Here is a 26,590-nt window from a genome sequence, read left to right as displayed (position 1 = left end):
CAGATGATCCTTGGTTACACGGCGGGTGTCTTCGACCTGTTTCATGTCGGGCACATGAGAATGCTCAGCAACGCAAAGGCTCTCTGCGACAAGCTCGTCGTCGGCGTCAGCACCGATGAACTTGTCGGCGAATACAAGGGTAAGCGCACCGTCATCTCGTTCGACGAGCGGTTGGAGATCGTCAAAGGCATCAAATATGTCGACGTTGCCGTACCGCAATTTTCCCGTGACAAGTTCGACGCCTGGAAACGATACGGTTTCAACGTCATGTTCGTGGGTGATGACTGGTACAACACACCGAAGTGGAAGGAATTCGAGGATCAGTTCAAGGAAGTCGGCGTGAGGATCATTTATTTCCCCTACACCAAGTCCACCTCGTCTACGCTCATCAACGAAACGCTTCAAAAGCTGCGGGCGCCTTCGGAGTAATTGTCTCGAGTGGGGAATTGCTGATGGCGGCCACCGTTACAGAGCTGAAGAAAGCCCAAGCCGCCAATATTCTAACGGAAATTTGGACGTGACTCACATGCCGGTAGAGAGCCCCGGCACGTAAGTCACGTCTTCGTTTTTAGATGAACTGCCCGATATAGGCCTGAAGATCAAAAGCCGCGTCGGTGCGGGCCATGGGCTCACCGAATTTCGGATCGAAACGAAGCCATGCGCGAGGGCCATCATCGGACGTTGGTGTTATGCGCGTCAGTCGCTGTTGTATTGCAGCGGGCAGGAGAGTGACGATCTCGTCACCGACAGCCGGATCGACGATGATCGGAAGATCACTGAATGCTGCCGCCTCTTTTCCGGCAACGACGAGCCCAGCCAGCTTCTGGATCGTGTCGATCGAAGTACCCGTCATTGGAACGTTCTGATACGCAGCCATGCGATTATATAGAATATAGGCTTCCGGCCAGTTGCGGGATTCGATGTGCAAGCGCAAGGCAACGCCCTGCCGCTGCATCATGAAGCCGACGAGGCGCTGGAAGAAGTCGCTGCGCTCGTGGGTCGAAGGCGTTTTATTCTTCCACATCTGCGCCGCCAGAAACTCGATGCCGCCGCGGTAGGTGTCCCACTGGAACATGCACTCATTGTTGCCCTGCTGCATTCTCGGATCGTCGGAGACTGCCGTCACGCGTGCAAAAGGCTCCGGCATGAACAGGACATCGGCATGTTCAAGCGCACGGGCGGTGTAGAGGTAAGCCCAGAAGATGAAGGGCGTTGCGCTTGAAATCGACCGAGCGAGGACGTCGCGACGAACGATCAGGAATTCCGGAAAGACGTGGTGGTTGAAGATGAAGTTGAGGAAGGAGGAGAAATCGCCCTTGGAGTGACGGGTCGGGCCGGGAATACGGTAGAACGGAGAAATATCGCGCTGACCGCCGCGCGCATCGACCAGCATCCACGGCGCCTGCACCATGCCGATGCCGGAGTCCGCCTGCATGATCTCGACATATTCCTTGACCTTCTCCGGAATGAGCAAGTCGTCATCGCCGAGGAAGACGGCGTAACGCCCACGCGCACGGCGCATGGCGAAAGCATAATTGCTGACAAAGCCGGAATTCTTGGTGCGCCTGTAGGCGTTGACTTCAGGGACCTGCGAGAGCGTTTGAATATAGTCCGCGGTACCGTCGGTCGAGCAATCATCGACGATGACGATCTCGAACGACATGCCCAGCCGCCGAAACCATTCCAGATGGAAATTGACGTTCCTCTCCAGCAGGAACTGCCTGTTATATGTAGGAACGCAAATGGAGAGAAGGATTTCTGAACTGGACATCGCGACGACCGCCTGTGAGTAACGACTGGGCATCGTCCTCAGGGGAGAATTCGCTCTGACATCGACAGAAGGCATCGTCGCCGACAGGAAATTCTCGAGCCCGAGGACCGATGCGGGATGAGTCTCTTGCTTGCTGCGCCAGCCCTGCCCTCATCATGAAGAACAATTCCGACTGATTATAAAAAAGGACTACAAGGCCCGGCTTTCGCGAAGCTTATGCCAGATCAGTAGGCCACTTCGCGCGCGGCCCTGCTCAGACAAACGAAAAACGCCGGTCTAAACCTGCGCTTTTTGATGGTATTTTTTGATGTCTACTGGAGATTAAAAGAAGAACATCCAGATCAGAACAACGACAAACAAGGGCACGCCCATTGCCCACAAAACCATAGCTTTCAGCATCATATCTCTCCTTTTGACTTGCTGACCTAACGCGTCGTCGAAGCCAAAAGTTCCTTGCGAAAAGCGACCCTGCGTTTCGCCATCGAGCTCGTTTGCTACTTGCCGATGAGGAATTATGGGTGTTTTGAAGGGCTTTGCGCTAACTCAGTGCTCGAAAATGTCTCGCTCTAGGCAGACGCTGCGGCTTTCAAGCGCCGTGTGGTCTGGCGGTCCACCATTTCGAAGCCCATGTTGAAGATTCGCTCTTTGATGAGCCCGCCCTGCCCGAGGGTGATGACGATATCTGCGGCCTTGTAGCCTATATCGAAGCGTGGCACGCGCACGGTGGTCAGCGGCGGTTCGGTGGAGACGGCGTAGTCCAGATCATTATAGCCACAAATGCCGAAATCTTCCGGTACACGCATGCCCAGTCTTTGGCTTTCGAAGATCACGCCCAGCGCCAGATCGTCGCTTTGGCACAGCACACCATCCACATCGGGCCGGGATTCGATAAAGCGGCGGATCATGCGCGAGCCGAGATGGATGCTGGGCGGCGCGTCTTGCCAGATGATCAGGCTCTCATCGAACAGGCCCGCCTGCTGCATGACTTCGCAATAGCCGGACTTGCGCAGGCGCACCCTGATGTCATGGCCGCAGCCAAGTATGCCGAAGCGGCGATAACCCTGCGACAGCATGTGACGGGTGGCCGCCATGGCAGCCTGTTTGTGGTCGATGCCGACGGCGATGCCCTCCATCTTCAAGGAGGAATCAATGGTTTGCACCACGGGACAGCCCGCTTCTTTCACAATGGTTTTCAGATTTTCCAACCGCTCCGTGCCAGCCACAATGACGCCGGCGGGGCGCTGGGCGGCAAAGGCGCGCAGCTGCTTGACCTCTTCTTCCGGGTCATAATGGGTGTTGGAATATTGAATGCGATAATCCGTTCCCCTCACCCGCGCCTCGATGCCACTGAGCACCGCGCTGAGAGCGGGATGGGACAGAGATGGAAGAAGCACACCGATGAAGGCACTGGTGCCGCTGGCCAGGGCTCTGGCATTCAAATCCGGCACATAACCCATATTTTCGATGGCATTGAGAATTTGGTCGCGAAGTGCGTTAGAGACCTTACCCGGCTCTCGCAAGGCGCGGGAAACCGTGATCGCACTGACTCCGGTTTCTTTCGCAACGTCCTGCAATGTGACCTTGCCAGAAGCACCACGTTTACTTCGGTATGACATCCATACACCTTGGGCTTAGTAGCTTGGGCAGATGACTATTCTGAAACGTTACAGTGAGCTATTTCCTAACTCGCATGCGGTATCTGATTACACTATCATTTTTGCTAATACACCATAGCCCTATCGGGAGAATCCAACGGCTTTCGCCTAAAAACCTATCAGAAACGGCCGTTAGCCCAAAAATAGTCGCGCTTGCTATAGTGCTAGCAACAGGAATCCACATGACGACCGAGGCTTCATGCGAAAAACGAGGGTCTGGAGGGATATTCTTGCAAATGTGGCAACATGAGCTGGAGACCGACAAGATTTTCAGCAGCGCAAAACAGCTTTAGAAAAATGAGAAAACCTTGGGATTTTAAGGCCTTACCTGGTCGGAGTGAGAGGATTCGAACCTCCGACCCCGTCGTCCCGAACGACGTGCGCTACCAGACTGCGCTACACTCCGTGACCAGCGGCGCTTCTATAAACCAGCGTCCGGTTTTCGACAAGAAGGCCGTTTGAATTTTTTGTGACAGCTTTTTTGGGTCGACAAAGTGGCCTGCCGCCATCTGTTCCGGAGACAAAATCGTTACAAAAAAACAATTGTGGCAAAAAATATGCGTCGCGGCGTTCGCTGGCCCTGCCGCTTCGTCACAAATCTGCTAGGGGAACATCATCCTCCCGCAAAACACCGGAAACGGCACAACAAGGAAATTTCGACATGCGTTTTCGCAGCGTAACATTGGCAGGGCTGGCCATTGCCCTTTCCGCTTGCACCACCACCACTCCTTCGCTTGCTCCCAAAAGCGCTGTTGAAACCCGTTGGGTCGGCCAGTCGGCTGGCGTCTTCTTCGCCAAGTTCGGCCCGCCGCTGAGCGATGTCGATTCCGGCAGCACCACGACCTATAACTGGCGCGGCGGTTACAAGACCACCACGATCCCCGCGAAGTATGACGAGACCAAGGATGGCAAGCGCGGCCGCCAGACATCGTCTGCCCGCAAGGTCTACCTCTCCTGCACCGTGCAGCTGGTTGTCGGCAGCGATTACAACATCCGCTCCATCCGCACCGTGTCTGACCGCCCAGGCGTCAACGGCCCAAGCTATTGCGCAGAGTTCCTCGCCGCCAACTAAGGCAGGAAGAGAACCCTTTCAAAAGCCCGTCGAATTCATTTTCGGCGGGCTTTTTTCATGCTCTCAACCTCAGCGCCTTCACGCTTTTGTACTGCCATGCGCGCCTGATTTGAGCCCGCACATCTGTTATGCATTTCACGCAGGACATATTATACAATCGATTAGCTTGAATTCTGAGGTCTTATCTCTGGCCTTGACCGCGTAAAACAGCTGATGCTGTATGATGCGGAAAACTAAGGCAAAATGTCGCACCGCGATGTTTTGCCTCGCCTTTTTCCACTCCATATTCGCTTTTGCTAAATTCGGGTAGTCCTGCCCCCCCCGCCACCTTGGCGTGTTTTCCCGACGTTGTGTTGCGGGATTGTTTGCGTTATTGCGCCGCACAATTTGAAAATCATCAATAGTTTAGGAAAAGACGTGACCAAAGACGACAAGGGCAACGGCCTTAACACCGGATTTTCGCACGACAATTTCACCATGAACCGCCGCCAGGTATTGGGCACCGCGCTTGCCGGTCTGGCTGCTGCCGCAGTGCCGGGCGCACCAGCGCTGGCGCAGGCTGCAGATAAGAAGGTCGATGTCCTGCTGATCGGCGGCGGCATTATGAGTGCTACGCTTGGCGTATGGCTGCATGAGCTGGAGCCGACATGGTCTATCGAGATGCTGGAGCGTCTGGATGCGGTGGCGCTGGAAAGCTCCAACGGCTGGAACAATGCCGGCACCGGCCACTCCGCGCTCGCGGAACTGAACTACACGCCGGAAACCGCCAATGGCGGCATCGACATTTCCAAGGCGATCGAAATCAACGAATCCTTCCAGATTTCCCGCCAATTCTGGGCTTGGCAGGTGCGCAATGGCGTGCTGAAAAACCCGCGCTCCTTCATCAACCACACACCGCATATGAGCTTTGTGTGGGGTGACGAAAACATTTCCTATCTGGAAAAGCGCTTCGAGGCCCTGAAGGCCAGCCCTCTGTTTGCCGGCATGCAATATTCCAGCGACGCGGAGCAGATCAAGAAATGGGTTCCGCTGATGATGGAAGGCCGCGACCCCGGCCAGAAGATCGGCGCGACATGGTCTCCGCTCGGCACCGACATGGAATTTGGGGAAATCACCCGCCAGTTCGTTGCTCATCTGAAGAGCCAGCAGAATTTCAACCTTCAGGTTTCCAGCGAAGTCGATGGCATCGAGCGCAATGACGATGGCACATGGCGCGTCAGCTACAGCAACACGAAAGATGGCAGCACCCACACCGTGGATGCGAAGTTCCTCTTCGTCGGCGCCGGTGGCGGAGCGCTGCACCTGTTGCAGATGTCCGGCATTCCGGAAGGTGACGATTATGCGGGGTTCCCCGTCGGCGGCTCCTTCCTCGTCAACGAAAACCCTGACGTGACGATGCTGCATCTGGCCAAGGCCTACGGCAAGGCATCGGTCGGCTCTCCGCCCATGTCTGTTCCGCATCTCGACACCCGCGTTATTGGCGGCAAGCGCGTCATCCTGTTCGGACCGTTTGCGACCTTCTCCACCAAGTTCCTCAAGGAAGGCAGCTACTTCGACCTGCTGACCTCTACGACCATGAGCAATGCATGGCCGATGATGAGCGTTGGCATCGATGAATATCCGCTGGTTGAATATCTGGCCGGTCAGCTGATGCTCTCCGACGATGACCGCTTCGCAGCGCTTCAGGAATATTTCCCCGGTGCCAAGCAGGGCGAATGGCGTCTATGGCAGGCAGGCCAGCGCGTGCAGATCATCAAGCGCGACAAGGACAAGGGCGGCGTGCTGAAGCTCGGCACCGAAATCGTCAGCGCCAAGGATGGCAGCATCGCAGCCCTGCTGGGTGCCTCCCCGGGTGCCTCCACAGCTGCCCCCATCATGCTCAACGTGCTGGAAAAGGTCTTCAAGGAAAAGGTCGCCACTCCAGAATGGCAGGCCAAAATCCGCCAGATCGTTCCAAGCTACGGCACCAAGCTAAATGCAGACCCTGAAAAGGTCAGCCAGGAATGGGCTTACACCGCAGAACACCTGCAACTGCCAACACCGCCGCAGATTGATGTGAGTGCAATCAACGCAGCGCCGGGCGCGACAAGCGAACCCGGTGTGAAGCGCCCGGACATGGCGCTTTAACGAGCGGTTTTGGCGGGCGTCACTGCCTGTCGAAATATCAAAATATTAGGGCACGTCTACGGGCGTGCCTTTTCCGTTTTGCAGCACAGAGAACATGCAATCTTTGCTTGCATCTACAATTCACGGATGGCAAAAATGGCTGTTGCGTGGTCAATTATTCAATGAGTTCTTATTATTACTACCCCGCGCGCTGACATTATCAATCTACCATATTCGAGCAGGAGAAGCTGACATGGCCAAGTCAACAGTTCCCTCCATCTGGCGGACATCGACAAATTCTGCCTTTAAGAAGCAGTTTGAAATCAGCATCGAAGACCATATGGCAGTACGCTACGCTCGCAGTGAGCCTTTGCCGTTCGGCCGCTTCGCGGGATTTGTCACCCTTTGTACGCTTTTTATAGGTTTCATTATTGCGTTTGGGTGGTGGAAGAGCGGAGATCGTTTGATAGCTGCGGCTATCGTCATCGGTGCTTTCGCTGCGGGCCCGGCGCTTGCTTGGCTGCTTTATAGCTTTTTCCGCGCACAGTTTCGTGGCTTCTGGCAGGGTTTTCTCGAAGCACGCGAGGCTGTCAATGTTCCACTGGAGATGACGGTGGACGACAAAGGCGTCTCTGTCCTTGTCCGGCAACAAACATGGTTATGTCCGTGGGAAAGCCTCTATAGCGTCGAGGAAGACGGAGAACGTTACTATTTCTGGACATCAAAGACTCAGGCCCATGTCCTGCCAAAGCGACTGTTCGAGAATACCGAGGCCGAGGAGTTTGGCATTGCCTTGCGAAAGTGGTGGGGTCAGGAACCTGTCTCACCTCCCCGCTTGGCAGGCTTTAAAATTCAGACTTGAGCAAAGCTGAAAGTCGCAAATATGTTGCCTGAGGCAGAGGCGAATTTCGAAGAGGCGCGATGATTTTCAAACATGGCTGGGGCGCCAGGATTCGAACCTGGGAATGCCGGTACCAAAAACCGGTGCCTTACCGCTTGGCGACGCCCCACCAGGGCAGATGGGCGAAGCGCCACTGCCTGAACGGCGCCTGATTAGCAAAGCGGGGCGGCAGCGGCAATGATTAAGTTGATGGATGAACAATATTTCTTGTGTGTCCGGGCTAAGCTTCATGTTACGTCAGGATATATCCGGTCTTCAGGCTTTTCGGTGAAAGCGCCCATGAGCAAATATAGTGCACGTCCACCCGCGATACCCACGACTTTGCTTGATGATGCCGTGGTGCGGATCATCCGTTGGGACTTCGAGCCGGGTGCTGATACCGGCCACCACACCCATGGCCTCGGTTACGTCGTAGTGCCGATGACGGATTGTCATTTTCTGATCGAAGATGAGGACGGCAGTCGCCGTGTCGATACGCCGAAGGGTATGCCCTATCGCCGTGAGGCTGGCGTTTCGCACAATGTGGTCAATGCGGGCAGCGAGCCGATGTCTTTCATCGAGATCGAATATAAGTGAGCATTGACTAAGCCGATGGCAGACCCGGAATTCAACCGTGACTTCGACCCCGCCTATGGCATTGCCGTGCCTGTGGCGGAAGGTGTGCAGCGCATCACCGTCAATAATCCCTCGGCCTTTACCTTCCACGGAACGAACAGCTATATCGTCGGTGACAAATCCGTGGCCGTCATCGATCCCGGCCCTGATGACGAGGCGCATTTCCAGGCTCTGATGGCAGCGCTTGCCGGACGCGATGTGACGCATATTTTCGTCAGCCATACACATCGCGACCACTCGCCTCTGGCGGCGCGGTTGAAGCTGGCGACCGGTGCATTGACGGTGGCTGAAGGCCCGCATCGTGCCGCACGTCCATTGCATGAGGGTGAGCGCAACCCCTTTGCCGAGAGTTCCGATACGGCTTTCGAGCCTGATATCGCGCTGGGGGACGGCAAGAGCATCTCCGGTGACGGATGGGCTTTGACTGCTCTGCATACACCCGGCCACACAGCAAACCACTCGGCTTTTGCTTTAGATGATACCGGCATCGTCTTTTCAGCCGACCATGTGATGGCATGGGCCACGACCATCGTTGCGCCACCGGATGGATCGATGAGCGATTATATGGCCTCGCTGGCGAAGCTTCTGAAACGTAAGGACCGGCTGTTTCTGCCCGGCCACGGGGGGCCGGTCAACGACCCCACGGCCTTCATGCGCGGGCTGCGAGCGCACAGGCGCATGCGGGAAAAAGCCGTGCTGGCACGCATCAAGGCGGGCGACCGGACCATCCCTGATATGGTGAAGATCATCTACCGAAGCACCGATCCGCGATTGCATGGAGCAGCAGCGCTTTCCGTTCTGGCGCATATCGAAGACCTGATTGAAAAGGGCGAAGTGCAGACGGATGGACCACCTTCGCTGAATGGGCTTTATTTCCCGGCATAGGATTTGAGACCATGGCTGACGCCTATAGCTACCGCGATGATCCATCGGTTCCGGAGTTCCCCGACGACAGGCCGCTGATCGTTTTTGATGGCGAATGCGGCTTTTGCTCGCGAGATGTCGATCTTGTCCTGCAGCGCGATAAGCATGGGCTTTTTCGATTCACCCCGGCGCAGTCTGAACTCGGTACTGCGCTGATGCGCCATTACGGCTATAGAACAGATGATTACGAAACCAGCCTGCTGATTGAAAACGGCATCGCCTATCCGCGCTCGGATGGTGCTTTGCGCGTGCTTCAGCTTTTGGGCGGGTTTGCTGGCCTGATGTCAATTCTACGTTTCGTCCCGCGCATTCTTCGAGACGGCATCTACGATATCGTCGCCAGAAACCGCATGAAGATTGCCGGAAGGCGTCAGACCTGCCGGATGCCGACGGCTGACGAACGCGACCGTTTTATCTGATCGTCCTCAATTATCGTTCAACCCCTGCATTTCCGCATCCAGCGCATCCAGATAGGCCTCTGCTATATCCGCGCCCATGCCCAGATCATGCGGGCCGAAGCGGGAGGCGACGCGGACATCGACCAGCGTGGTTTCGGTGTCTTCGCGCAGGCGGATGAGGACATCGAAACGCAGGCCCCAGATGAGGCTGCGCATTTCGCCCTGTAGCATCACCACGCCGCTGCCATTGAAGAAGGTCGGCGCCGGAGCCTCTGCCGGGCGCGCCAGTGGCACAGGGACGTTGGTGGGCAACTCGTCGATAGGCGTGTCGTTGGTGCCTTCGGTCTGGTCCTGCCTGGGCACGCCGGGCTGAACATCCGGCAGAGAGCCTATCAGGCCATCGGTGTAGGCAATGCGAATGCGCTGGGCTTTGGCGACCTTGCGGGCGGCGGTGTAGACGCGGTCTATCGCGCCTTCATAGCGGTGGCCTGCGAGGCTTGGATAGGCTGCCACCTGCGCATCGCGGTCTGCCTTGGATATAATGGCCGGGCGCGGCAGCCATTGCTGGTTGGCGGTTGGAATGGAAAGCCAGTTCGGCGCATCGGCTACGTCCGTGGAGACATCATAGATGGGCGGTTTCTGCCAGTAGAGAAAGGCCGCAAAGCCCACGACTCCAAGCGGAATGGCTGCCAGAAAGATGGCATAGAGCGACCACATGCCACCCTTTGCACCCGCAGACCAGAGACGCTGCAAGCCGATGATGGCGAGCAGCAGCGCGACAGTGGCGATGGCGGCGGAAATGAGGGTCAGCGAAATGAAATCCGGCAGCGTCAGCGGGCCAAAGCGGTGCAGAGGTGCGGCGATGAGAAACAGCACGAGCGCCGACAGCCCGAGATATCGGGACAGATATGCCGCAAAGGACACGGGCCGAACGAAACGCACAGTCATAAAGCGGCACCCGGATGCGCATGTCGATGGGGAAAGATCATAGCGACATCTCCGCGACATGCTGTCGTTTTGCAATGAAGGCACTCCGCGCAAAAGCTGGGTTTCGCAAGGAATCGCCGGTACAGCATGTCATAAAGCCTTTTGGCCTCGAATGGAATCTGTCCCTCCACTCATCGCGGCCCGGCAAACACTTTTCCGCGACGTGTTTTCCAAACGCAACCTTTGCCGTGCGGCAGACTTTTCTCCGGGCTCAAACAATCGTATCAGTGAAACACAAGACAGCGACAAGCTGGCATTCCAGGGAGTTATCATCATGCGTGTTTCCATCGTCCTCGGCGCACTTGCGGCAACCATGGCGCTTTCGGCGTGCCAGACGCTGAGCCCGGAGGAACGGCGGGCGCGTGACGAGGCCACCTGCCGTGGCTATGGCTTCCGCCCCAATACAGACCAGATGGCCGGTTGCCTGCTGGATTTGGATCTTGACCGCCGTGCCGATGCCCGCGCATGGCAGGCGCAATCCAGCCGCGACATGTTCTATCGCCCCGTCGTGGTGGAACGCCGCATCATCGTGCAGAACCGCTAGACCTTCGCCGGAATCGCCCTGAGCGGCACGACCTTCGAGACGGCTTCGGTGTCACGTTTCTGCGCCATGGCCAGCGTTGCCTGCGCAGCAGAGAGACGTGCAATCGGCACGCGGAAGGGCGAGCAGGACACGTAGTCCAGACCCGCATCCTCGCAAAAATGAATGGAAGCCGGGTCGCCGCCATGTTCGCCGCAAATGCCGAGCTTGAGTTCCGGACGCGTCTGGCGGCCACGATCTGCAGCGATGCGGATCAACTCACCGACACCATCGAAATCCAGGGACACGAAGGGGTCGCGCTCAATGATGCCCTTACGCTGATAGGTTTCGATGAACCGGGCAGCATCGTCACGAGAGATGCCGAATGTCGTCTGCGTCAGGTCGTTGGTGCCGAAGGAGAAGAATTCGGCAGCTTCCGCAATGACATGGGCACGCAGGGCCGCGCGCGGCAGCTCGATCATGGTGCCAGTCAGATATTCGAGTGCCATGCCGGTTTCCTGCGCCACGGCTGCGGCCACGCGGTCGATGACGGCGCGGACGTAATCCAGCTCAGAGCGCAGACCGACCAGCGGCACCATGATCTCAGGCACGACGGGCGCGCCTGTCTGGCGGGCGGCTTCCACGGCGGCTTCGAAAATGGCGCGGGCCTGCATTTCCGCGATTTCAGGATAGGAAATGGCGAGACGACAGCCGCGATGGCCAAGCATGGGGTTGAACTCATGCAAGGCATCCAGCCGCTGGCGAAACAGCGTCTGCGACATGCCCATGGCCGCTGCGACCTCGACGATTTCACCATCCGTCTTCGGTAGAAATTCGTGCAAGGGCGGATCCAGCAAGCGAATAGTGACCGGCAGGCCGTGCATGATGGAGAACAGGTCGGTGAAATCCTGCCGCTGCATGGGTAGCAACTGGTCGAGTGCGGCCCGCCTTCCATCTTCATGTTCGGCAAGGATCATTTCGCGCATCACCTGAATGCGGTCACCTTCGAAGAACATGTGTTCGGTACGGCAAAGACCGATGCCTTCCGCACCAAAGGCGCGGGCGGCACGGGCATCGGCAGGTGTATCGGCATTGGTGCGCACCGTCATGCGGCGGGTCGCGTCTGCCCATTCCATCAGCTTGGCGAAATCACCGGAGAGTTCCGGCTGCGTCATCGGCACTTCGCCCTTCATCACGCGACCGGACGAACCGTCGATGGTGATGACATCACCCCGCTTCAGCATGCAGCCGACGCCGATCAGGACGTTGTTGCGCACATCCACCCGCATCGAGCCCGCGCCAGAGACGCAAGGGATGCCCATGCCGCGCGCGACCACGGCCGCATGGCTGGTCATGCCGCCGCGCGTGGTCAGAATGCCTTCTGCGGCGTGCATGCCGTGAATGTCTTCCGGGCTGGTTTCCATGCGCACGAGAATGACGCGACGTCCCTCGGCCTTGGCGGAAATCGCCTCCTCGGAGGTGAAGACGATCTCCCCGGATGCAGCACCCGGAGAGGCCGGAAGGCCGGAGCCGATGATTGGGCGTTCGATGGAGGGATCGATGGTGGGGTGCAGCAGCTGGTCGAGCGAGGACGGCTCGATCCGGCAGATCGCCTCATCGGTGGTCACAAGACCTTCGGCCACCATATCGACCGCAATCTTCATCGCCGCCTTGGTGGTGCGTTTGCCGGAGCGGGTCTGTAACATCCACAACTTGCCGCGCTCTATGGTGAATTCCATATCCTGCATATCGCGGTAATGGGTTTCCAGCCGCCTGCAAATTTCGAGGAATTCGGCGAATGCCTCCGGCATCAGCTTTTCCAGCGATGGCTTGTCGGAGCCGGAACAGATGCGCGCCTCTTCGGTAATGGATTGCGGCGTGCGAATGCCCGCGACAACATCCTCCCCCTGCGCATTGACGAGGAATTCGCCGTAAAGTTCTTTTTCGCCGGTGGAGGGATTGCGGGTAAAGGCAACGCCAGTGGCCGAGGAGGATCCCAGATTGCCGAAAACCATGGCCTGAACATTGACCGCCGTACCCCAGTCTCCGGGGATATTGTGCAGATGGCGGTAGGTGACGGCGCGGGTGTTCATCCAGCTGGCAAAGACGGCACCAATGGCGCCCCACAATTGCACCTGTGTGTTCTGCGGAAAAGGTTCGTCCAGCTCCTCTTCGATGAGGGTCTTGTAACGTGAGACGACATGCTGCCACTCGGCGGCGGAAAGCTCGGTATCGTATTCGTAGCCAAGGCGGCCCTTTTCGTCCTCGAGAATTTCCTCGAAGATCTCATGGTCCAGGCCCATGACGACATCGGCATACATCTGGATGAAACGGCGGTAGCTATCCCAGGCAAAGCGGGCGTCGCCGGAATCGCTGGCTAGCGCCTGCACCGTCTCGTCATTAAGGCCGAGGTTGAGAACCGTGTCCATCATGCCGGGCATGGAGGCGCGCGCGCCGGAGCGAATGGAGAGCAGAAGCGGCTGCGAGCCGGAACCGAAGCTGCGCCCCGTGATGGCTTCCATGCCGGAAATGCCGCTTGTGACCTGCAATTTCAGTTCTTCTGGCAAAGAGCGACCGCCCTGATGGTAGCGCGCGCAGGCTTCGCTGATAATGGTCAGGCCGGGGGGAACGGGCAGGCCGAGGCTCGCCATTTCAGCAAGGTTTGCACCCTTGCCGCCCAATATGGCGATATCGCTCGCGCGGCCTTCGGCAGCACCGTTGCCAAAGGTATAAACCCATTTTTTCATTCTACGCTCTCCACCCAGAAGCGTTCTTGTTTTTCAACCCTTTACAGCATTGTTACATTGTTGGGAACGCCCGTTCTCGCAGCTTGGCACCGCAGTGCAGCATAAATGCGGCGGATGGAGAAGAACGCGTAAACTCAAACGGTCTCGATAAGCCGTTCGGCCATCTGCAAATCGACGGAAACAAGCTGCGACACGCCCTGCTCTGCCATTGTGACGCCGAAGAGACGATCCATGCGGGCCATGGTGATGGGGTTGTGGGTGATGATGACGAAACGGGTTTCGGTGGAGGCCACCATCTCGTCCATCAGGTTACAGTAACGCTCGACATTGTGGTCATCCAGCGGTGCGTCAACCTCATCCAGCACGCAGATGGGGGCCGGGTTGGTGAGGAAGACGGCGAAAATCAGCGCCATGGCAGTCAAGGCCTGCTCGCCGCCGGACAGCAAAGTCATGGTCTGCGGCTTTTTGCCCGGTGGGCGGGCGAGAATTTCGAGACCAGCTTCCAGCGGATCGTCGGATTCGATCAGTTGCAGTTCCGCCGTGCCGCCGCCGAAGAGGTGGGTGAACAGTCGCTGGAACTGCGTGTTGACGATATCGAAGGCGGCGACCAGACGCTCACGGCCTTCGCGGTTGAGATTGTGGATGCCCGCACGCAGCTTGCGCACCGCATCGATGATGTCATCACGTTCCTTGATAAGCGCCGCCAGCTTTTCGGAAAGCTCGGCCTGCTCCTCATCGGCGCGCAGGTTGACCGCACCCAGCCGCTCGCGCTCGATCTTCAGCCGGTCGAGATCACGCTCGACATCGCGTATTTCGGGCATCGGCGTATCGACTGCGAGGCCCGTTAGCCGGAATGCCATATGAGGCTCGACATTCAGCGCTTCGCGGATGCGATGTTCGCCTTCCTGACGCTTCTCGCGGGCGGAGACGAGGCGCTCTTCGGCGCGGCCACGCTTTTCGCGGGCTTCCGCCAGTTCGGACAAAGCGATGGTCGCGGTGCGGTCTGCCTCGCGTTGCAGGCTTTCGGCTTCGACCAGCTGGTCTGCAGCCTGCCGCCGTGCTTCCTCGGTCTTTTGCAGTTGCGTCAGGAGATCGCGGCGCTTCTCGTCGAATTCTTCCGGCGCAATATCCAGTTCGGCCAGTTCGTCGCGGGCTTCGTCTTCGCGCTCGCGCAGGGTCGCGATGTGACCGCTGGCGCTGGCGGCACGGGCCTGCCATGTAGCGCGTTCCTGCGCAATCGCATTGATGCGGCGCTGGCGCGCTTCCGCTTCACGGTTCAGGCCTTCATGCTTTGCACGGGCTTCGGCCACAAGGCTGCGGTCAGTTGCGACCTCCAGCTGGCTTTCGCGCAGGCGCAGATCGAGATCGGAGAGATCGGCAGCGTCTTCCAGCTCGATGCGGGCATTTTCTTCCTGAACGGCGATGTCTTCGATCTGGCCGCTGATCTGATTGATCGCTTCGGAGACGACATCACGACGGCGCAGCAGATCGCCGGAGGCGCGTTCGGCCATGGAAAGTGCATCGCGGGCTTCGACCAGTTGGCGCGACGCAAGGCGGCTGCGTTCGCGCGCATCGGCAAGCTGACTTTCCACCAGACGAATTTCGTCGGCGCTGGCGGCAAGCTGCTCTTCCGCTTCCTCCAAGGCGTAACGCGCCTCTTCGACCTCATTTTCCAGCTCGGCCAGACGGTTTTTCTGGGCCAACCGAAGTGCGGCATTTCCGGGCGCATCGGCACTGGTGATATGGCCGTCCCAACGGAACAGCGCGCCATCCTTGGTGACGAGACGCTGGCCGGGTTTCAGTGCGGGCATCAGTCGCTTGGCCTCTTCGGCGCTGGAGACGATACCCGTCTGGCGCAGCGTGCGTTTCAGCGCATCCGGGCCTGCGACATGGGCAAGCAGGGATGCCACGCCTTCCGGCAGCGCCGGATCAGCGTCCCCTTCGCCATTGGCGGTCCAATAGGCCGGGGCGGCTGGGTCGAGCGGACTTTCGAGGTCATCGCCTAAGGCTGCGCCGAGGGCCGCTTCAAAGCCGCGATCCACCTTCAGCTCTTCCGCCACCGGTGTAAACGAGCCGGAGACGGCACCGGCGGCCAGCATTTTGGAGATGGTGCGCGCTTCGGTTTCCAGCGCGTTGAGGCGGCTGCGCGCGGCTTCCACCGGGCCACGCGCCATCGCTTCCGCAGAGCGGGCCTCTGCTACCGCAGTTTCAGCTTCCTCCACTACGATGAGCGCGTCTTCGACGGCGATTTCGGCGGCTTCCACGCTTTCGCGTTTTTCCGAGGGGTCCGGCAGGCCGGAGAGCTTTTCGTCTATGTTGTCGATTTCTGCCGACGCTTCCGAAGACTGACGATCAAGCCGCGCCTTCCGGTCGGCCAGATCGCGGATAGTGCGTTCCAGCTGGGTCCGGTTGGCGGAGGCTTCGGCGCGTTCTGCGGTCAGGGCGGCGAAAACGCGTTCGCTTTCGGCAAGCTTGGCCGCGGCTTCCTCGAAAGCCTCGCGGGTTTCTTCGGAGGTGCGACCCGAGTCAGCCAGAATTTCGAGGATTTCAGCTTCTTCTGCATCCAGACGCGCGAGGATTTCGGCATTGTCGGAGACCATGCGCTCTTCGCGCTCGATATCCTCACCCAACTGCGCCAGGCGACGGGCAAGCTCATCGCGGCGGCGCAGGATGCGGTTGGTTTCTTCATCCAGTTGCGTGCGGGCAATTTGCAGGCGTTGCAGAGCGGCTGCGACCTTCGCCTCGTTCTCACGCAGTTCCGGCAGCTTGAAGCTCGCAAGCCCCTGCGCCTTGGCCGCTTCCATCTGTCGCTGGGCTTTTTCGGCAACCGCATTGGTGGCCTGATTGAGCGCGCTTTCCGCCTCGCCTTCGGCCTGTTTGGCTTCCACCCAGCGAATGTGTAGCAATGTCGCTTCGCGGGCGCGGATATCCGCCGACAGCATCTTGAAGCGGTTGGCCTGGCGCGCCTGCCGTTTCAGGCTTTCGATCTGGCTTTCCAATTGCGCGGTAACGTCTTCCAGCCGCTCCAGATTGGCTTCGGCGGCGCGCAAGCGCAATTCCGCCTCGTGGCGACGGGAATGCAGCCCGGAAATGCCAGCCGCCTCTTCCAGCAACTGCCGGCGCGCCTGTGGCTTGGCGTTGATGAGTTCGCCGATACGCCCCTGCCCCACCATGGAGGGCGAGCGTGCGCCGGTGGAGGCATCGGCAAATAGAAGCTGCACGTCCTTGGCGCGGGCTTCCTTGCCATTGATGCGATAGACCGAGCCGTTCTCGCGCTCGATACGGCGCGTGACCTGAATTTCATCGGCATCATTGAAGGCGGCGGGCGCAGTGCGGTCGGAATTGTCGAGGTAAAGACCGACTTCGGCGGTGTTGCGGGCCGGGCGATTGCCGGAGCCGGAGAAGATGACGTCATCCATGCCGGACGCGCGCATGTTCTTATAGGAATTCTCGCCCATCACCCAGCGAAGCGCCTCGACAAGGTTGGACTTGCCGCAGCCATTGGGACCAACGACGCCGGTCAGGCCGGGCTCGATGATGAATTCTGAAGGCTCCACGAAGGATTTGAAGCCGAGCAGGCGCAGCTTGTTGAACTTCATGCTGCGGCCTCAACGAAAAAAACGGGCGCACGGAAACATCCGTCGCCCGTTTTTAACCGGTAACGTCTTTTAGAGAAGGCTGTCGACAAGAGCCGACATGGATTCAACAGACATGTCTCCAGCGTAGCGCTTTCCATTGATGATGAAGGTCGGGGTCGAGTTGACGCCAAACTCCGTCGCACCGCGTTGCATCGTTGCGTTCACATCATCCAGAAGTTTCTGGTTCGTCAAGCAGGCCTCGAATGTCTCCTGTGAAAAACCGGCCAGTTTCGACATTTGCAGGAGTGCTGCGCGTGCATCCTGCGCGGTTGCCCATGTCTGCTGCTGTTTGAACAGCATGGAGACGAACGGGTAATACTGCTGCTCAGGTGCGCAACGGGCCAGCATGAAGGCAGCGGCAGCGCGCGGATCGAACGGGAATTCGCGGATGATGAAGTAGACCTTGCCGGTGTCGATATACTTCTTCTTGATTTCTTCGAAGGTCGTGTTGTGGAAATGCGCGCAGTGCGGGCATGTCATCGACATATATTCGACGATCTTAACCGGTGCATTCGCATCACCCAGCGCGCGGTCCGGCAGCGGACCCGGCTTCAGCACTTCGGCCATGTCCACATTGCCGGAGGATTCAGGCAGATCCTGTGCAAGGGCGGCAGTTGGTGTCAGGGCAAAAGGAAGTGCCGCGGCAACTGCAGCAAGAGCAACACCGCCAAGAAGGCTGCGGCGGGTGATATTAAATTCGGGAAAATGCATGAAAGCACCTGTTTGTGAAAGACTCAATTGTCTGCGATTCCGATATAGCGGCAACCTGTTCATAACAAGCGGCCATTTCTTTTCTTCTTGTCAAAGAATTGTGACCAGTCAAGGACAGTGCGGATTTTCAGCCTGCTTCAAATCGTCCGGCCCGCTTTTCGCTTCTGCATAACGGCGGTTCCCAAACGCTCTACCGCCTTGCGCAAAGCCTCGCTTTCTATGCCTTCCATCATGCCTTCCAGCCGTCTGGCGGCATCGCCGCGCAAGGGCTGCGGCTTGGGGCGACGGTTCAGCGTTTGCGAAACCGGCTTCTGCACGATCCTGATCTGGCGCACGGCGGGAAAGCCGAAAAAACCGTTGATGCGGGAAATAAGCTCACCCTGCGCATGGGTCAGAAACAGCGCTCGCGCACCTTCGCAAGCGATGGTCAGAACGCCGGGCTGATAGCCGCCACGATCCGGCCCCTCGTCACGACGCGGCCAGGTGATTTTTTCCGGGCGGGTGCAATCGGCGAAATCGCTTCCTACAATTTCATCCCAGGAGCCGAGCAAAGACGTGCTGATTCCCGCTCTTTTTGCCAGAACCGGATCGATGATGCCGTTTGCGATTTCGGCAATCTGTATAACGCCTTTGCGGGGCTTTTTCATTCTCACCTCTGCAACTCTTTTTACCCGGAAGCTATGGGCTTGATCAGCGCAAGCGGATGAACCAAGTATAGGCGCAATACGAGGGCCACAGCAAACCATGCTTCATAAAATCGAAAACCCGCCTTATGCGGACATGCTGCTGGCATGGTACGACCGGCACCACCGTGACCTGCCATGGCGTACCTCGCCGCCGATGACAGCCAAGGGTTTGCGGGCCAATCCCTACCATGTCTGGCTGTCGGAAGTGATGCTGCAACAGACCACCGTGCAGGCAGTGAAGCCCTATTTCGCTAAATTTCTGGCGCTGTGGCCACGGGTCGAGGACTTGGCCGCCGCTCCCAGCGAGGACGTAATGGCGGCTTGGGCGGGGCTTGGCTATTATGCCCGTGCACGCAATCTGAAGAAATGCGCGGAAGCAGTGGCGAACGAACATGGTGGCGTGTTTCCCGATACCGAAGAGGGTTTGAAGAAGCTTCCCGGCATTGGTGATTATACGGCCGCAGCCGTTGCGGCCATCGCATTCAACCGGCAATCGGCTGTGCTGGATGGGAATGTCGAGCGGGTGATTTCCCGCCTGTTTTGCATCGATGCCCCCCTGCCCGGCTCCAAGGGTGTGATGCGGGCGAAGGTGGCGGAGATTACGCCCGCCGACCGTCCGGGGGATTTTGCGCAGGCGATGATGGATTTGGGCGCCACGATCTGTACGCCGAAGCGTCCGGCCTGCGCGCTCTGTCCTTACAACAGCCACTGTCTGGCGTTGGCGCAGGATGAACCGGAACGTTTTCCGGTGAAGGCAGCCAAGAAGGACAAGCCGGTGCGCGTGGGTGCCGCCTTCGTGGCAGTGAACGACAAAGGCGAAATCCTGCTGCGCCGCCGGATCGAAACCGGCCTGCTGGGCGGCATGACGGAGGTGCCGACAACCGCATGGACAGCGCGGATCGATGGCGGCACCGGCACCGACCATGCACCCTTCGATGCGGCGTGGGAGGCAGCGGGTACAATCATTCATGTCTTCACCCATTTCGAGCTTCGGCTTTCCATTTTCCGCGCCAAGGTTTCCGGCAGCGTGAAACCGGGCGCCAATGACGAATGGTGGGAGCCGGTCACAAATCTTGATGCGCAGGCCCTGCCGACGGTGATGAAAAAAGCCATCTCTCAGGCTATTCCTCTCGCATTCGATAAAAGCAGGAAAAATTGATGACCAAGATCAATCACATCGTTTTCGATATCGGCAAGGTTCTCATCCATTACGACCCGAACATTCCCTACAGCCGCATCATTCCCGATGAGAAAGAGCGGGCATGGTTCTTCGAAAACGTCTGCACACATGAATGGAATCTGGAGCAGGACCGGGGCCGAACATGGGCCGACGCCGAAGCGCTGCTTTTGCAGGACCACCCGGACCATGAAGAGACGATCCGCGCTTTCCGCCTGCACTGGCATGAAATGGTCTCGCATTCCTATGACGATTCGGTCGCGATCCTCAAAGGCCTTATCGATGGCGGTTACGATGTGACCATGCTGACCAATTTTGCCTCCGACACGTTCCGTGAAGCGCAGAAGATGTACCCCTTCCTTACCCTATCACGCGGCGTGACCGTGTCGGGCGATGTCGGTCTGATCAAGCCCGATGTGGCGATTTATGAATTGCATGCGGAAACCTTTGGCCTCGACCCGGCGAGCAGCATTTTCATCGATGACTCGCTGCCGAATGTCGAAGGCGCAAAGGCTGCCGGATGGCAGGCCGTGCATTTTACCGGTGCTGAGAAGCTGAAGGCCGATCTGGCAGAATTCGGCATCAAGGCCTGATATCCGGGAACCACAAACCATGTCTGACGAAAAGATTTATCTGCAAGGCCATATCGATGTTCCGCCAGATCGCCGGCAAGCCGTGGCTGACGCTTTGCCGCTGCACATTGAACTCACCCTTGCCGAGCCGGGCTGCATGGCCTTCGAAGTCGTACCCAGCCCTGTTATCGAAGGGCGATATCTCGTCTCGGAAATATTTTCAGATCAGGCCGCGTTCGACGCCCATCAACAGCGCATCAAAAGCTCAGATTGGTTTGCGGTGACACAGGGAATTCCACGCGATTACAGCATTCGCAAAGGCGAATAGACATTACAGAGCGTGGGGAAAGAGAATGTCTGGTGCAGGCGAAAATGGCGGTCTTCAACCTGCACCAGTCCGGCCGCAAGCGGCCAGATTTGTTAATGTCATATTGGGAAAAATGCCGCTTTCTTATTCTGGCATCTGAATGACACGAAGCCCGGCGGGACCTCGGTATCGATGCGTTATGCGGCTTGATTGTCTCTCCCTTGGACAAAATAGCTACACACCCTTACTTGCTCCAAACTTGCCATGCAATTGATATATTTTGGAAAATGCGGTTATGATGAATAACGAATATACCAATGCCCGGCGATCAGGGAGCGCCGGGCATTGGTCACTCTTCATCCGGGACTGAAGGTACTAAAACCGGATGAAGTATATCAGGCCACAAAGGGCCTTTCTGGTAAGGCGAAGCGGTGGATCGCTTTCTATTCGGCCTTTGCCATTTCGTTGCGGATCACGGTCCGAAGATCATCGATAGGCTTCAGCGTATCGCCTTCGCTGACATGCCAGAAGGTCCAGCCGTTGCAGGCATCCAACCCCTGCACTTTCGCACCGAGGCGATGGATGGAACCGGCATCACCGCCAGACGCAATCGTGCCATCGGCACGGATGATGGCGCTGTAGCGACGCTTGGCATCCGTCAGAACCTGACCGGGACGCACCAGACCGCTTTCGAGAAGCACGTTGAAGGCAACGCGCGGCTCGGCCTTCTTGCCGGTCATCACGGTCAGTTCCGCCTTGCCCAGCGGTTCGACAGCTGCGATGCGCGCGGATGCCGCATCGATATAATCCTGCTCGCGCTCGATGCCGACGAAATGACGGCCCAGACGCTTTGCCACCGCACCCGTGGTGCCAGAGCCGAAGAAGGGGTCCAGTACGACATCGCCGGGCTTTGTGGAGGCCATAATGACGCGGGCCAGCAGAGCTTCCGGCTTCTGGGTCGGGTGGACCTTCTTGCCGTCATCGCCCTTCAGGCGTTCGCCGCCGCTGCAAATCGGAAACAGCCAGTCGGAGCGCATCTGCACATCGTCATTGGATGCCTTCATCGCTTCGTAATTGAAGGTGTAGCTCTTGGCCTTGGCATCGCGGCTGGCCCAGATCATGGTTTCATGCGCGTTCTGGAACCGGCGACCCTTGAAGTTCGGCATTGGGTTGGTCTTGCGCCAGACGATGTCGTTCAAAATCCAGAAGTTCATGTCCTGAAGAATGGAGCCGACGCGGTAGATATTGTGGTAGGAGCCGATGACCCAGATGGTGCCATTGGGCTTCAGCACACGGCGGCAGGCCAGAAGCCAGGCGCGGGTGAAGGCATCATAGGCTTCGAAAGAGGCGAACTGGTCCCAATCATTATCGACAGCATCGACCAAAGACTGGTCCGGGCGGTGAAGCGTGCCGCCGAGCTGAAGGTTATATGGCGGATCTGCAAAAATCGCATCGACGGACTGGCTGGGGAGTGCCTCAAGCGCAGCAACGCAATCACCCTTGATGATGCTGTCTTTCCAGGCGTCGCTTTCACCTGCAAGGTCAAAACCGGCACGCCGAAAATCGGCCAGCGGAAACACTGATGCCATAGGTACTCGCTCCATACGCTTACTCGACTGAACTGACCCTTATGGTTACCGAAGTTGGTTATCAAAGACTGAACGCGGCATGCAAAATCACGCTAAGTGCGTAAAAAAATACGCGAACTGCGCAAAAGGCGAGAATTATCAGGGTTAAGCAATCTGCCGTTTAGAGCATTCAGCCGCCCAGCGAGTCTGGCCAAGCTCACGACCTTTCCGCTGCCTATTTGCCACCCTGACGATATTCGATGGTGCGCAATGGAACCAGACAGCACTTTTAACGTTGTGATTTCGGAATTTTGCGCGCCATCTGTATGGTGGAGCCAAGGGTTTGGGTTGCAGGGGTAAGTTCAGAATGCGCGTTTCTCTCATTGTCGTTTCCATGCTGTTTGCCAGCACTGCCTTTGCGCAGAATGCCAAGCCACCGGTTCCCAAACCACAGATCAATGTCAAAACCGATGCCGTGCTGGTCAAAGGCGGGCCTTCGCTTGGCAATAGCGACCGGGTGCGCTGGGATTTCTACAAGGCGGACAGCACGGGCGGACGTAGCGACGAAAATGTCGGTGGCGCTTATGACGCGACCTTCGAAGAGAAAATTCCGGTCGGCAAATATGTGGCCGTGGCGGCGCTGGGCAATATCACCCGGGAAATTCCCGTGGAGGTGAAGGATGGCGCAGTGGCGGAGATCACCGCCGATTTCAACGCGGCCCAGCTGACCATCGTGCCCAAGCGCAGCGTGGACAGTAAGGAAGCAGAGCCGCAGGCGCGCGTGGATGTCAAACAGGGCGCGACTTTCAGCGACAGCATCTATGGTGCCAAGCAAATCTTCGTACCCGCTGGCGCTTTGACGCTGGAGGGCCGCATCGGACCTGCACAGGCGCAGGAGACGATCAATGTCACCGCGGGTGAAACCGTCAGCCATGACCTGATCATTCCGAGCGGCGTGGTTATTGCCAACGCCGTCTACAAGGATGGCGGTCGCGCCGTGGAGACGGACAATATCCGCTTTGAGACAGTCTCTCCCGATGAAACGCTGGATGGCACCCGCGAGACACTGACCGGCACCTATGGCGTGGGCAAGTTGATGCAGATGCCAGCGGGCAATTTCATCATGCGGGCGCGTCTGGGCAAGGTCGTTGTCGAAACGCCGTTCAGCGTGACGGCGGGTCAGCGCACGAATGTGACCGTCAATCTGGATGCGGGCGTGCTGGCCGTGACGGCGAAGGACGCACAGCGCATCGATATTCTGGAAACCACGAAGGATTTGCAGGGCACCCAGAAAGAAATTTCCGGTCGCTACGGCACCACGCATCAGGAAACGCTGCATCCCGGAAATTACTCCGTGAAGGTGACCTATGATGACAAAACCAGCCGTGAGCCCAAAGAAGTGACGGCGACGGTAACGGCTGGCGAGCGCACCGAACTCAACGTCACCGATTGACCGCACTAGTGACCTGCGGCGCGATTTTCACGCCGCAGAAATCGCTCGTTGAAACGCGGTCGCAAAGGCTCATCCATTCACAGCCGGAACATGCAGACCGCAGATGGCCCTGTTGAAACCCTGAGCGAAGCTTTTCGATGAAGGCTTTGTCTGGCGCAATACGGCTTCCGGTTTCCGTTGCCTGCCCCAGCCATTCAGTGACCAATGCCAGTGCTTTGGCGTCCCGCTTGTTGATGCTGTCTTTGAAGCAATGGGCCGCCTCGTCCGCCAGCAGCGGCGCGCAGATATCATCCGGGCCAAACACGATTTCGATCTCTTCACCGCAGTTCAGCCGCTCGGCAACACGATCGTAGTTGACCGTGAAGCCGGGCGTGTAGCCTTTGCCGACATAGGTCAGCATGCAGAGCAGGTGATGCGCTCTGAGACGAACCGTCACCGGGCGGCCTCTGTGCGCGATGCGAGAAGCTTGAGCACGGCGGCGGCAAGTGCGGATTTCAGCACTGCACCGAGAATGAAGGGTGCTACGCCCGCGAGGAAGGCCTTTTCAGCGCCCAGAAGCCCAGCAAGCCACGCCCAGCCAAGAACAAGACCCACGGCATTGGCAGCAAGATGCAGCAGGAAACCGGCAATAGGGCAATGACCGCTGATGCCCTTTTCCGTCACGAGACCCACGAGAGCGGCCATGATGGGGAAGGAAACGAGGTACCCCGCAGTCGGGCCCACGAAAGGTGCAAAGCCGGATGACGCCCCGGCGAGAACCGGCAGGCCGAGCATGGCTTCGCCCAGCCAGGCCAGCACTGTGAGGCTGCCAAGCCGCCAGCCATAGAGCGCGCCTATCATCGTCACCGCAAATGTCTGCATGGTAATCGGCACCGGGATCATCGGCACGGCGATTTTGGACGCAAGCGCCAGCGCCAGAGTGCCAGCAACGACGAACAGCGCTTGCTGGACGTAAGGCCTGGATGAAAGACCGAGGAAACCGGTGGGAAGGGTTCGAATGTGAGCCGTCATGATGTCTTCCTTTTCAAATTATAGATAATTCACAAAGACGGCTTGATTGATATCGTAAAACTCTCGAGAATCCACATGCAGTAAGGAAAAATCGCACGCGCCTGCGTACCCCATGTGAATAGATTCCACATAGACACATTGATTTCAGCAGGATAGAGCGAAATAAAATTATCTATAATTCACCCGACAATCGCGAAGGCATCGCGTGTCGAGCCCGTCGGCGTGCGGATTGCGGTGCGGCCAATCCATTGGACGTGGCCATCAAGGATGCGCACCGCCTCTTCCGCGCGGTCGCCGCGCAGGGCATCTATGATGGCGCGGTGGTCCGTATCGGTGCGCCGTTCCCACCCTGCCCGCCATGCGGAAAACAGAAACCGGGCGCTGGCGGCATGCAGCCCGTCAATGGCCTCCATCAGGCGCGGCATGTTGCAGGGCGCAGTAATCAGCCGGTGGAAGCGGCGGTTCGCCTCCTCCCATTGCTGCACATCCATGGCCCTGTCACCCGCAAGCGTCGCCGCTTCCGCCTCATCCAGAATAGCGGCAGTCAGGTTGGGAATGGCATGGCGCAGCGCCAGCACTTCCAGTGCCGCGCGCATCTCCGCCACTTCCTGCACATCGGCCAGACCGAAATCCGCCACCCGCACGCCGCGGCGCGGAATGCTGACGGCAAGCCCCTGCGCTTCCAGCCGACGAAAGGCCTCACGCACTGGCACATGCGAGGCACCAAACTCCTCGGCAACATGATCCTGCCGCAGCCGTGCACCGGGCGAAAGCTCGCCGCGCACGATGCGATCCGCCAGCGTGCGGCTGATCTTTGCGGCAATGGTGTCTTCGGGTTTGGTTTTCGCAGTTTTGGCCATTGGTCTGACATAAAGGGCTGCATGAACATTGTCGAGCAAGACGCAGGCGCGTGGGTGGCGGGCATCTGCAAGGCTCGTTTGCAACGGCATCGGTTGAGCTTATGGCCCACATGGGCTAAAAGCGCCCAACTCTTCCGATACCAAGTTCCTCCATACCAAATTGCCAAGGAGAGCCCATGAGCGGCTTTGACCTCATCATTTTCGACTGCGACGGCGTTCTCGTCGACTCCGAAATCATCGCCGCACAGGTGGAATCGCGCCTGTTGACGGATGCCGGTTACCCGATCTCGACCGAAGAGATGGGCGAACGCTTCTCCGGCATGACATGGAAGAACATTCTTCTGGAAGTCGAACGCGAAGCCAGCATCCCTCTTTCCGCCTCGCTGCTGGAAAAATCCGAAAAGCTTCTGGATGCCCGGCTGGAACGTGACGTAAAGGTCATCGAAGGCGTCAAAACGGCGTTGTCACGACTGACGCTGCCACGCTGCATCTGCTCCAACTCTTCCAGCGCACGTCTGGAGATGATGCTGACCAAGGTCGGCCTCAAGCCCTATTTCGATGGCCACATCTATTCCGCCAAGGATCTGGGTGCAGACCGCGTCAAGCCGAAGCCGGATATCTTCCTGCACGGCGCAAAGCAGTTCAACATCTCACCCGACCGCGTCGTCGTGATCGAGGACTCCGTCCACGGTATTACCGGCGCCCGGGCAGCCGGCATGCGCGTGATCGGCTTCACCGGCGCATCCCACACCTACCCCAGCCACGCCGACCGCCTGACGGATGCCGGTGCTGAAACGGTGATCGCCCGCATGCAGGATTTGCCAGCAACGATTGAGGCACTGTCGGAATGGGCTGGCGTGGCGTGAATTGCTATGACCGAGTTTTCATGATCTGAATGACTGCATTGCTTT

General features: G+C 58.2%; 24 protein-coding genes and 2 tRNA genes. 13 read left to right on the top strand and 13 right to left on the bottom strand.

Features of this window, described 5'->3' with window-relative positions; translation table 11 throughout:
* The first annotated feature begins 3 nt into the window (after window positions 1–3).
* The gene (locus tag ABUK73_RS03930; protein ID WP_113086045.1) at window positions 4–429 is read left to right on the top strand and encodes an adenylyltransferase/cytidyltransferase family protein; all 426 of its coding nucleotides are present in this window, start codon (window positions 4–6) and stop codon (window positions 427–429) included.
* A gap of 139 nt (window positions 430–568) precedes the next feature.
* Here the strand turns inward: ABUK73_RS03930 and ABUK73_RS03925 are convergent, their stop codons facing one another.
* From ABUK73_RS03925 to ABUK73_RS03915, 3 genes are all read right to left on the bottom strand, one after another.
* Window positions 569–1,771 (bottom strand): glycosyltransferase family 2 protein, encoded by a 1,203-nt coding sequence (locus ABUK73_RS03925; protein WP_353576120.1) that lies wholly within the window; start codon window positions 1,769–1,771, stop codon window positions 569–571.
* A gap of 566 nt (window positions 1,772–2,337) precedes the next feature.
* Complete coding sequence (locus ABUK73_RS03920; protein ID WP_353576119.1) at window positions 2,338–3,387, bottom strand: LacI family DNA-binding transcriptional regulator; 1,050 nt, start codon at window positions 3,385–3,387, stop codon at window positions 2,338–2,340.
* A gap of 368 nt (window positions 3,388–3,755) precedes the next feature.
* Window positions 3,756–3,832: transfer RNA gene (locus tag ABUK73_RS03915), tRNA-Pro, on the bottom strand.
* A gap of 255 nt (window positions 3,833–4,087) precedes the next feature.
* Here ABUK73_RS03915 and ABUK73_RS03910 point away from each other — a divergent pair.
* The 3 genes from ABUK73_RS03910 (at window position 4,088) to ABUK73_RS03900 (ending at window position 7,466) form a co-directional block, all read left to right on the top strand.
* Window positions 4,088–4,498, top strand: a complete 411-nt coding sequence (locus ABUK73_RS03910) for a cupredoxin domain-containing protein (protein WP_353576118.1) — start codon at window positions 4,088–4,090, stop codon at window positions 4,496–4,498.
* Between the two features lie 477 nt (window positions 4,499–4,975).
* Window positions 4,976–6,625: a malate dehydrogenase (quinone) gene (gene mqo / locus ABUK73_RS03905; RefSeq protein WP_353576454.1), complete on the top strand. Its 1,650-nt coding sequence runs from the start codon at window positions 4,976–4,978 to the stop codon at window positions 6,623–6,625.
* 94 nt (window positions 6,626–6,719) lie between these two features.
* Entirely contained in the window at window positions 6,720–7,466 is a 747-nt protein-coding gene (locus ABUK73_RS03900) for a YcxB family protein (protein WP_353576117.1), read from the top strand.
* Window positions 7,467–7,539: 73 nt separating this feature from the next.
* Here ABUK73_RS03900 and ABUK73_RS03895 read toward each other — a convergent pair.
* Window positions 7,540–7,614, bottom strand: a tRNA-Gln gene (locus ABUK73_RS03895).
* A 170-nt stretch (window positions 7,615–7,784) separates the two neighbouring features.
* On the opposite strand from ABUK73_RS03895, the gene ABUK73_RS03890 reads away from it, so the two are divergent.
* The 3 genes from ABUK73_RS03890 to ABUK73_RS03880 are packed head-to-tail and all read left to right on the top strand — an operon-like array spanning window position 7,785 to window position 9,463.
* Complete coding sequence (locus ABUK73_RS03890) at window positions 7,785–8,081, top strand: cupin domain-containing protein (RefSeq protein ID WP_353576116.1); 297 nt, start codon at window positions 7,785–7,787, stop codon at window positions 8,079–8,081.
* Between the two features lie 15 nt (window positions 8,082–8,096).
* Window positions 8,097–9,005 carry an MBL fold metallo-hydrolase gene (locus ABUK73_RS03885; protein WP_353576453.1) on the top strand — a complete coding sequence of 303 codons (909 nt, stop codon included), beginning with the start codon at window positions 8,097–8,099 and terminating at the stop codon, window positions 9,003–9,005.
* Window positions 9,006–9,016: 11 nt separating this feature from the next.
* The gene (locus tag ABUK73_RS03880) at window positions 9,017–9,463 is read left to right on the top strand and encodes a thiol-disulfide oxidoreductase DCC family protein (RefSeq protein WP_353576115.1); all 447 of its coding nucleotides are present in this window, start codon (window positions 9,017–9,019) and stop codon (window positions 9,461–9,463) included.
* Window positions 9,464–9,469: 6 nt separating this feature from the next.
* Here the strand turns inward: ABUK73_RS03880 and ABUK73_RS03875 are convergent, their stop codons facing one another.
* Complete coding sequence (locus tag ABUK73_RS03875; protein ID WP_353576114.1) at window positions 9,470–10,390, bottom strand: DUF1499 domain-containing protein; 921 nt, start codon at window positions 10,388–10,390, stop codon at window positions 9,470–9,472.
* Between the two features lie 313 nt (window positions 10,391–10,703).
* On the opposite strand from ABUK73_RS03875, the gene ABUK73_RS03870 reads away from it, so the two are divergent.
* Entirely contained in the window at window positions 10,704–10,973 is a 270-nt protein-coding gene (locus ABUK73_RS03870; RefSeq protein WP_113086072.1) for a hypothetical protein, read from the top strand.
* Here the strand turns inward: ABUK73_RS03870 and ppdK are convergent.
* The 4 genes from ppdK to ABUK73_RS03850 all read right to left on the bottom strand — a co-directional run bounded on the left by ppdK (window position 10,970) and on the right by ABUK73_RS03850 (window position 18,692).
* Window positions 10,970–13,696: a pyruvate, phosphate dikinase gene (gene ppdK, locus ABUK73_RS03865; RefSeq protein ID WP_353576113.1), complete on the bottom strand. Its 2,727-nt coding sequence runs from the start codon at window positions 13,694–13,696 to the stop codon at window positions 10,970–10,972. The two genes, ABUK73_RS03870 and ppdK, sit on opposite strands and share 4 nt — an antisense overlap.
* A 134-nt stretch (window positions 13,697–13,830) precedes the next feature.
* Window positions 13,831–17,295 carry a chromosome segregation protein SMC gene (gene smc, locus ABUK73_RS03860; protein ID WP_353576112.1) on the bottom strand — a complete coding sequence of 1,155 codons (3,465 nt, stop codon included), beginning with the start codon at window positions 17,293–17,295 and terminating at the stop codon, window positions 13,831–13,833.
* A 69-nt stretch (window positions 17,296–17,364) separates the two neighbouring features.
* Entirely contained in the window at window positions 17,365–18,045 is a 681-nt protein-coding gene (locus ABUK73_RS03855) for a DsbA family protein (RefSeq protein ID WP_113088616.1), read from the bottom strand.
* A 137-nt stretch (window positions 18,046–18,182) separates the two neighbouring features.
* Window positions 18,183–18,692: a DUF721 domain-containing protein gene (locus tag ABUK73_RS03850; protein ID WP_353576111.1), complete on the bottom strand. Its 510-nt coding sequence runs from the start codon at window positions 18,690–18,692 to the stop codon at window positions 18,183–18,185.
* 97 nt (window positions 18,693–18,789) lie between these two features.
* Between ABUK73_RS03850 and mutY the strand changes: the two genes are divergently transcribed.
* Genes mutY through ABUK73_RS03835 form a run of 3 tightly spaced genes read left to right on the top strand, consistent with a single transcriptional unit; the run spans window position 18,790 to window position 20,808 of the window.
* Window positions 18,790–19,890 (top strand): A/G-specific adenine glycosylase, encoded by a 1,101-nt coding sequence (gene mutY / locus ABUK73_RS03845; RefSeq protein ID WP_353576110.1) that lies wholly within the window; start codon window positions 18,790–18,792, stop codon window positions 19,888–19,890.
* Window positions 19,890–20,501 (top strand): HAD family hydrolase, encoded by a 612-nt coding sequence (locus ABUK73_RS03840; RefSeq protein WP_353576109.1) that lies wholly within the window; start codon window positions 19,890–19,892, stop codon window positions 20,499–20,501. The genes mutY and ABUK73_RS03840 overlap by 1 nt, the downstream gene beginning before the upstream one ends.
* A gap of 19 nt (window positions 20,502–20,520) precedes the next feature.
* Entirely contained in the window at window positions 20,521–20,808 is a 288-nt protein-coding gene (locus ABUK73_RS03835) for a putative quinol monooxygenase (RefSeq protein WP_113088619.1), read from the top strand.
* 422 nt (window positions 20,809–21,230) lie between these two features.
* On the opposite strand, the gene ABUK73_RS03830 is transcribed toward ABUK73_RS03835, so the two are convergent.
* Entirely contained in the window at window positions 21,231–22,376 is a 1,146-nt protein-coding gene (locus ABUK73_RS03830) for a site-specific DNA-methyltransferase (protein ID WP_353576108.1), read from the bottom strand.
* Between the two features lie 346 nt (window positions 22,377–22,722).
* Between ABUK73_RS03830 and ABUK73_RS03825 the strand changes: the two genes are divergently transcribed.
* A complete protein-coding gene (locus ABUK73_RS03825; RefSeq protein ID WP_353576107.1) occupies window positions 22,723–23,808 on the top strand; it encodes a hypothetical protein in 1,086 nt (361 codons plus the stop codon).
* On the opposite strand, the gene ABUK73_RS03820 is transcribed toward ABUK73_RS03825, so the two are convergent.
* The 3 genes from ABUK73_RS03820 to ABUK73_RS03810 all read right to left on the bottom strand — a co-directional run bounded on the left by ABUK73_RS03820 (window position 23,798) and on the right by ABUK73_RS03810 (window position 25,679).
* Window positions 23,798–24,244, bottom strand: coding sequence for a DUF1284 domain-containing protein (locus ABUK73_RS03820; RefSeq protein ID WP_353576106.1), 447 nt, complete (start codon window positions 24,242–24,244; stop codon window positions 23,798–23,800). The genes ABUK73_RS03825 and ABUK73_RS03820 overlap by 11 nt on opposite strands.
* Window positions 24,241–24,819, bottom strand: a complete 579-nt coding sequence (locus tag ABUK73_RS03815; protein ID WP_353576105.1) for a biotin transporter BioY — start codon at window positions 24,817–24,819, stop codon at window positions 24,241–24,243. Before ABUK73_RS03815 ends, ABUK73_RS03820 begins: the two co-directional genes overlap by 4 nt.
* A 179-nt stretch (window positions 24,820–24,998) precedes the next feature.
* The gene (locus tag ABUK73_RS03810; RefSeq protein ID WP_353576452.1) at window positions 24,999–25,679 is read right to left on the bottom strand and encodes a GntR family transcriptional regulator; all 681 of its coding nucleotides are present in this window, start codon (window positions 25,677–25,679) and stop codon (window positions 24,999–25,001) included.
* A 176-nt stretch (window positions 25,680–25,855) separates the two neighbouring features.
* Between ABUK73_RS03810 and ABUK73_RS03805 the strand changes: the two genes are divergently transcribed.
* Window positions 25,856–26,545 carry an HAD family hydrolase gene (locus ABUK73_RS03805; RefSeq protein ID WP_353576104.1) on the top strand — a complete coding sequence of 230 codons (690 nt, stop codon included), beginning with the start codon at window positions 25,856–25,858 and terminating at the stop codon, window positions 26,543–26,545.
* Window positions 26,546–26,590 lie beyond the last annotated feature (45 nt).

The sequence above is a fragment of the Agrobacterium vacciniicorymbosi genome, assembly GCF_040427045.1.
GTDB lineage: Bacteria > Pseudomonadota > Alphaproteobacteria > Rhizobiales > Rhizobiaceae > Agrobacterium.
The sequence above is the reverse complement of the archived record's forward strand: the minus strand, read 5'-3'. Positions and strand labels throughout refer to the sequence as shown.

Excerpts from the sequence above, each read along its gene's own strand:
- ABUK73_RS03930 (WP_113086045.1), top strand. The coding sequence starts at position 4 with ATGATCCTTGGTTACACGGCGGGTGTCTTCGACCTGTTTCATGTCGGG.
- ABUK73_RS03925 (WP_353576120.1), bottom strand. The coding sequence starts at position 1,771 with ATGTCCAGTTCAGAAATCCTTCTCTCCATTTGCGTTCCTACATATAAC.
- ABUK73_RS03920 (WP_353576119.1), bottom strand. The coding sequence starts at position 3,387 with ATGTCATACCGAAGTAAACGTGGTGCTTCTGGCAAGGTCACATTGCAG.
- ABUK73_RS03910 (WP_353576118.1), top strand. The coding sequence starts at position 4,088 with ATGCGTTTTCGCAGCGTAACATTGGCAGGGCTGGCCATTGCCCTTTCC.
- mqo (WP_353576454.1), top strand. The coding sequence starts at position 4,976 with ATGAACCGCCGCCAGGTATTGGGCACCGCGCTTGCCGGTCTGGCTGCT.
- ABUK73_RS03900 (WP_353576117.1), top strand. The coding sequence starts at position 6,720 with ATGCAATCTTTGCTTGCATCTACAATTCACGGATGGCAAAAATGGCTG.
- ABUK73_RS03890 (WP_353576116.1), top strand. The coding sequence starts at position 7,785 with ATGAGCAAATATAGTGCACGTCCACCCGCGATACCCACGACTTTGCTT.
- ABUK73_RS03885 (WP_353576453.1), top strand. The coding sequence starts at position 8,097 with ATGGCAGACCCGGAATTCAACCGTGACTTCGACCCCGCCTATGGCATT.
- ABUK73_RS03880 (WP_353576115.1), top strand. The coding sequence starts at position 9,017 with ATGGCTGACGCCTATAGCTACCGCGATGATCCATCGGTTCCGGAGTTC.
- ABUK73_RS03875 (WP_353576114.1), bottom strand. The coding sequence starts at position 10,390 with ATGACTGTGCGTTTCGTTCGGCCCGTGTCCTTTGCGGCATATCTGTCC.
- ABUK73_RS03870 (WP_113086072.1), top strand. The coding sequence starts at position 10,704 with ATGCGTGTTTCCATCGTCCTCGGCGCACTTGCGGCAACCATGGCGCTT.
- ppdK (WP_353576113.1), bottom strand. The coding sequence starts at position 13,696 with ATGAAAAAATGGGTTTATACCTTTGGCAACGGTGCTGCCGAAGGCCGC.
- smc (WP_353576112.1), bottom strand. The coding sequence starts at position 17,295 with ATGAAGTTCAACAAGCTGCGCCTGCTCGGCTTCAAATCCTTCGTGGAG.
- ABUK73_RS03855 (WP_113088616.1), bottom strand. The coding sequence starts at position 18,045 with ATGCATTTTCCCGAATTTAATATCACCCGCCGCAGCCTTCTTGGCGGT.
- ABUK73_RS03850 (WP_353576111.1), bottom strand. The coding sequence starts at position 18,692 with ATGAAAAAGCCCCGCAAAGGCGTTATACAGATTGCCGAAATCGCAAAC.
- mutY (WP_353576110.1), top strand. The coding sequence starts at position 18,790 with ATGCTTCATAAAATCGAAAACCCGCCTTATGCGGACATGCTGCTGGCA.
- ABUK73_RS03840 (WP_353576109.1), top strand. The coding sequence starts at position 19,890 with ATGACCAAGATCAATCACATCGTTTTCGATATCGGCAAGGTTCTCATC.
- ABUK73_RS03835 (WP_113088619.1), top strand. The coding sequence starts at position 20,521 with ATGTCTGACGAAAAGATTTATCTGCAAGGCCATATCGATGTTCCGCCA.
- ABUK73_RS03830 (WP_353576108.1), bottom strand. The coding sequence starts at position 22,376 with ATGGCATCAGTGTTTCCGCTGGCCGATTTTCGGCGTGCCGGTTTTGAC.
- ABUK73_RS03825 (WP_353576107.1), top strand. The coding sequence starts at position 22,723 with ATGCGCGTTTCTCTCATTGTCGTTTCCATGCTGTTTGCCAGCACTGCC.
- ABUK73_RS03815 (WP_353576105.1), bottom strand. The coding sequence starts at position 24,819 with ATGACGGCTCACATTCGAACCCTTCCCACCGGTTTCCTCGGTCTTTCA.
- ABUK73_RS03810 (WP_353576452.1), bottom strand. The coding sequence starts at position 25,679 with ATGGCCAAAACTGCGAAAACCAAACCCGAAGACACCATTGCCGCAAAG.
- ABUK73_RS03805 (WP_353576104.1), top strand. The coding sequence starts at position 25,856 with ATGAGCGGCTTTGACCTCATCATTTTCGACTGCGACGGCGTTCTCGTC.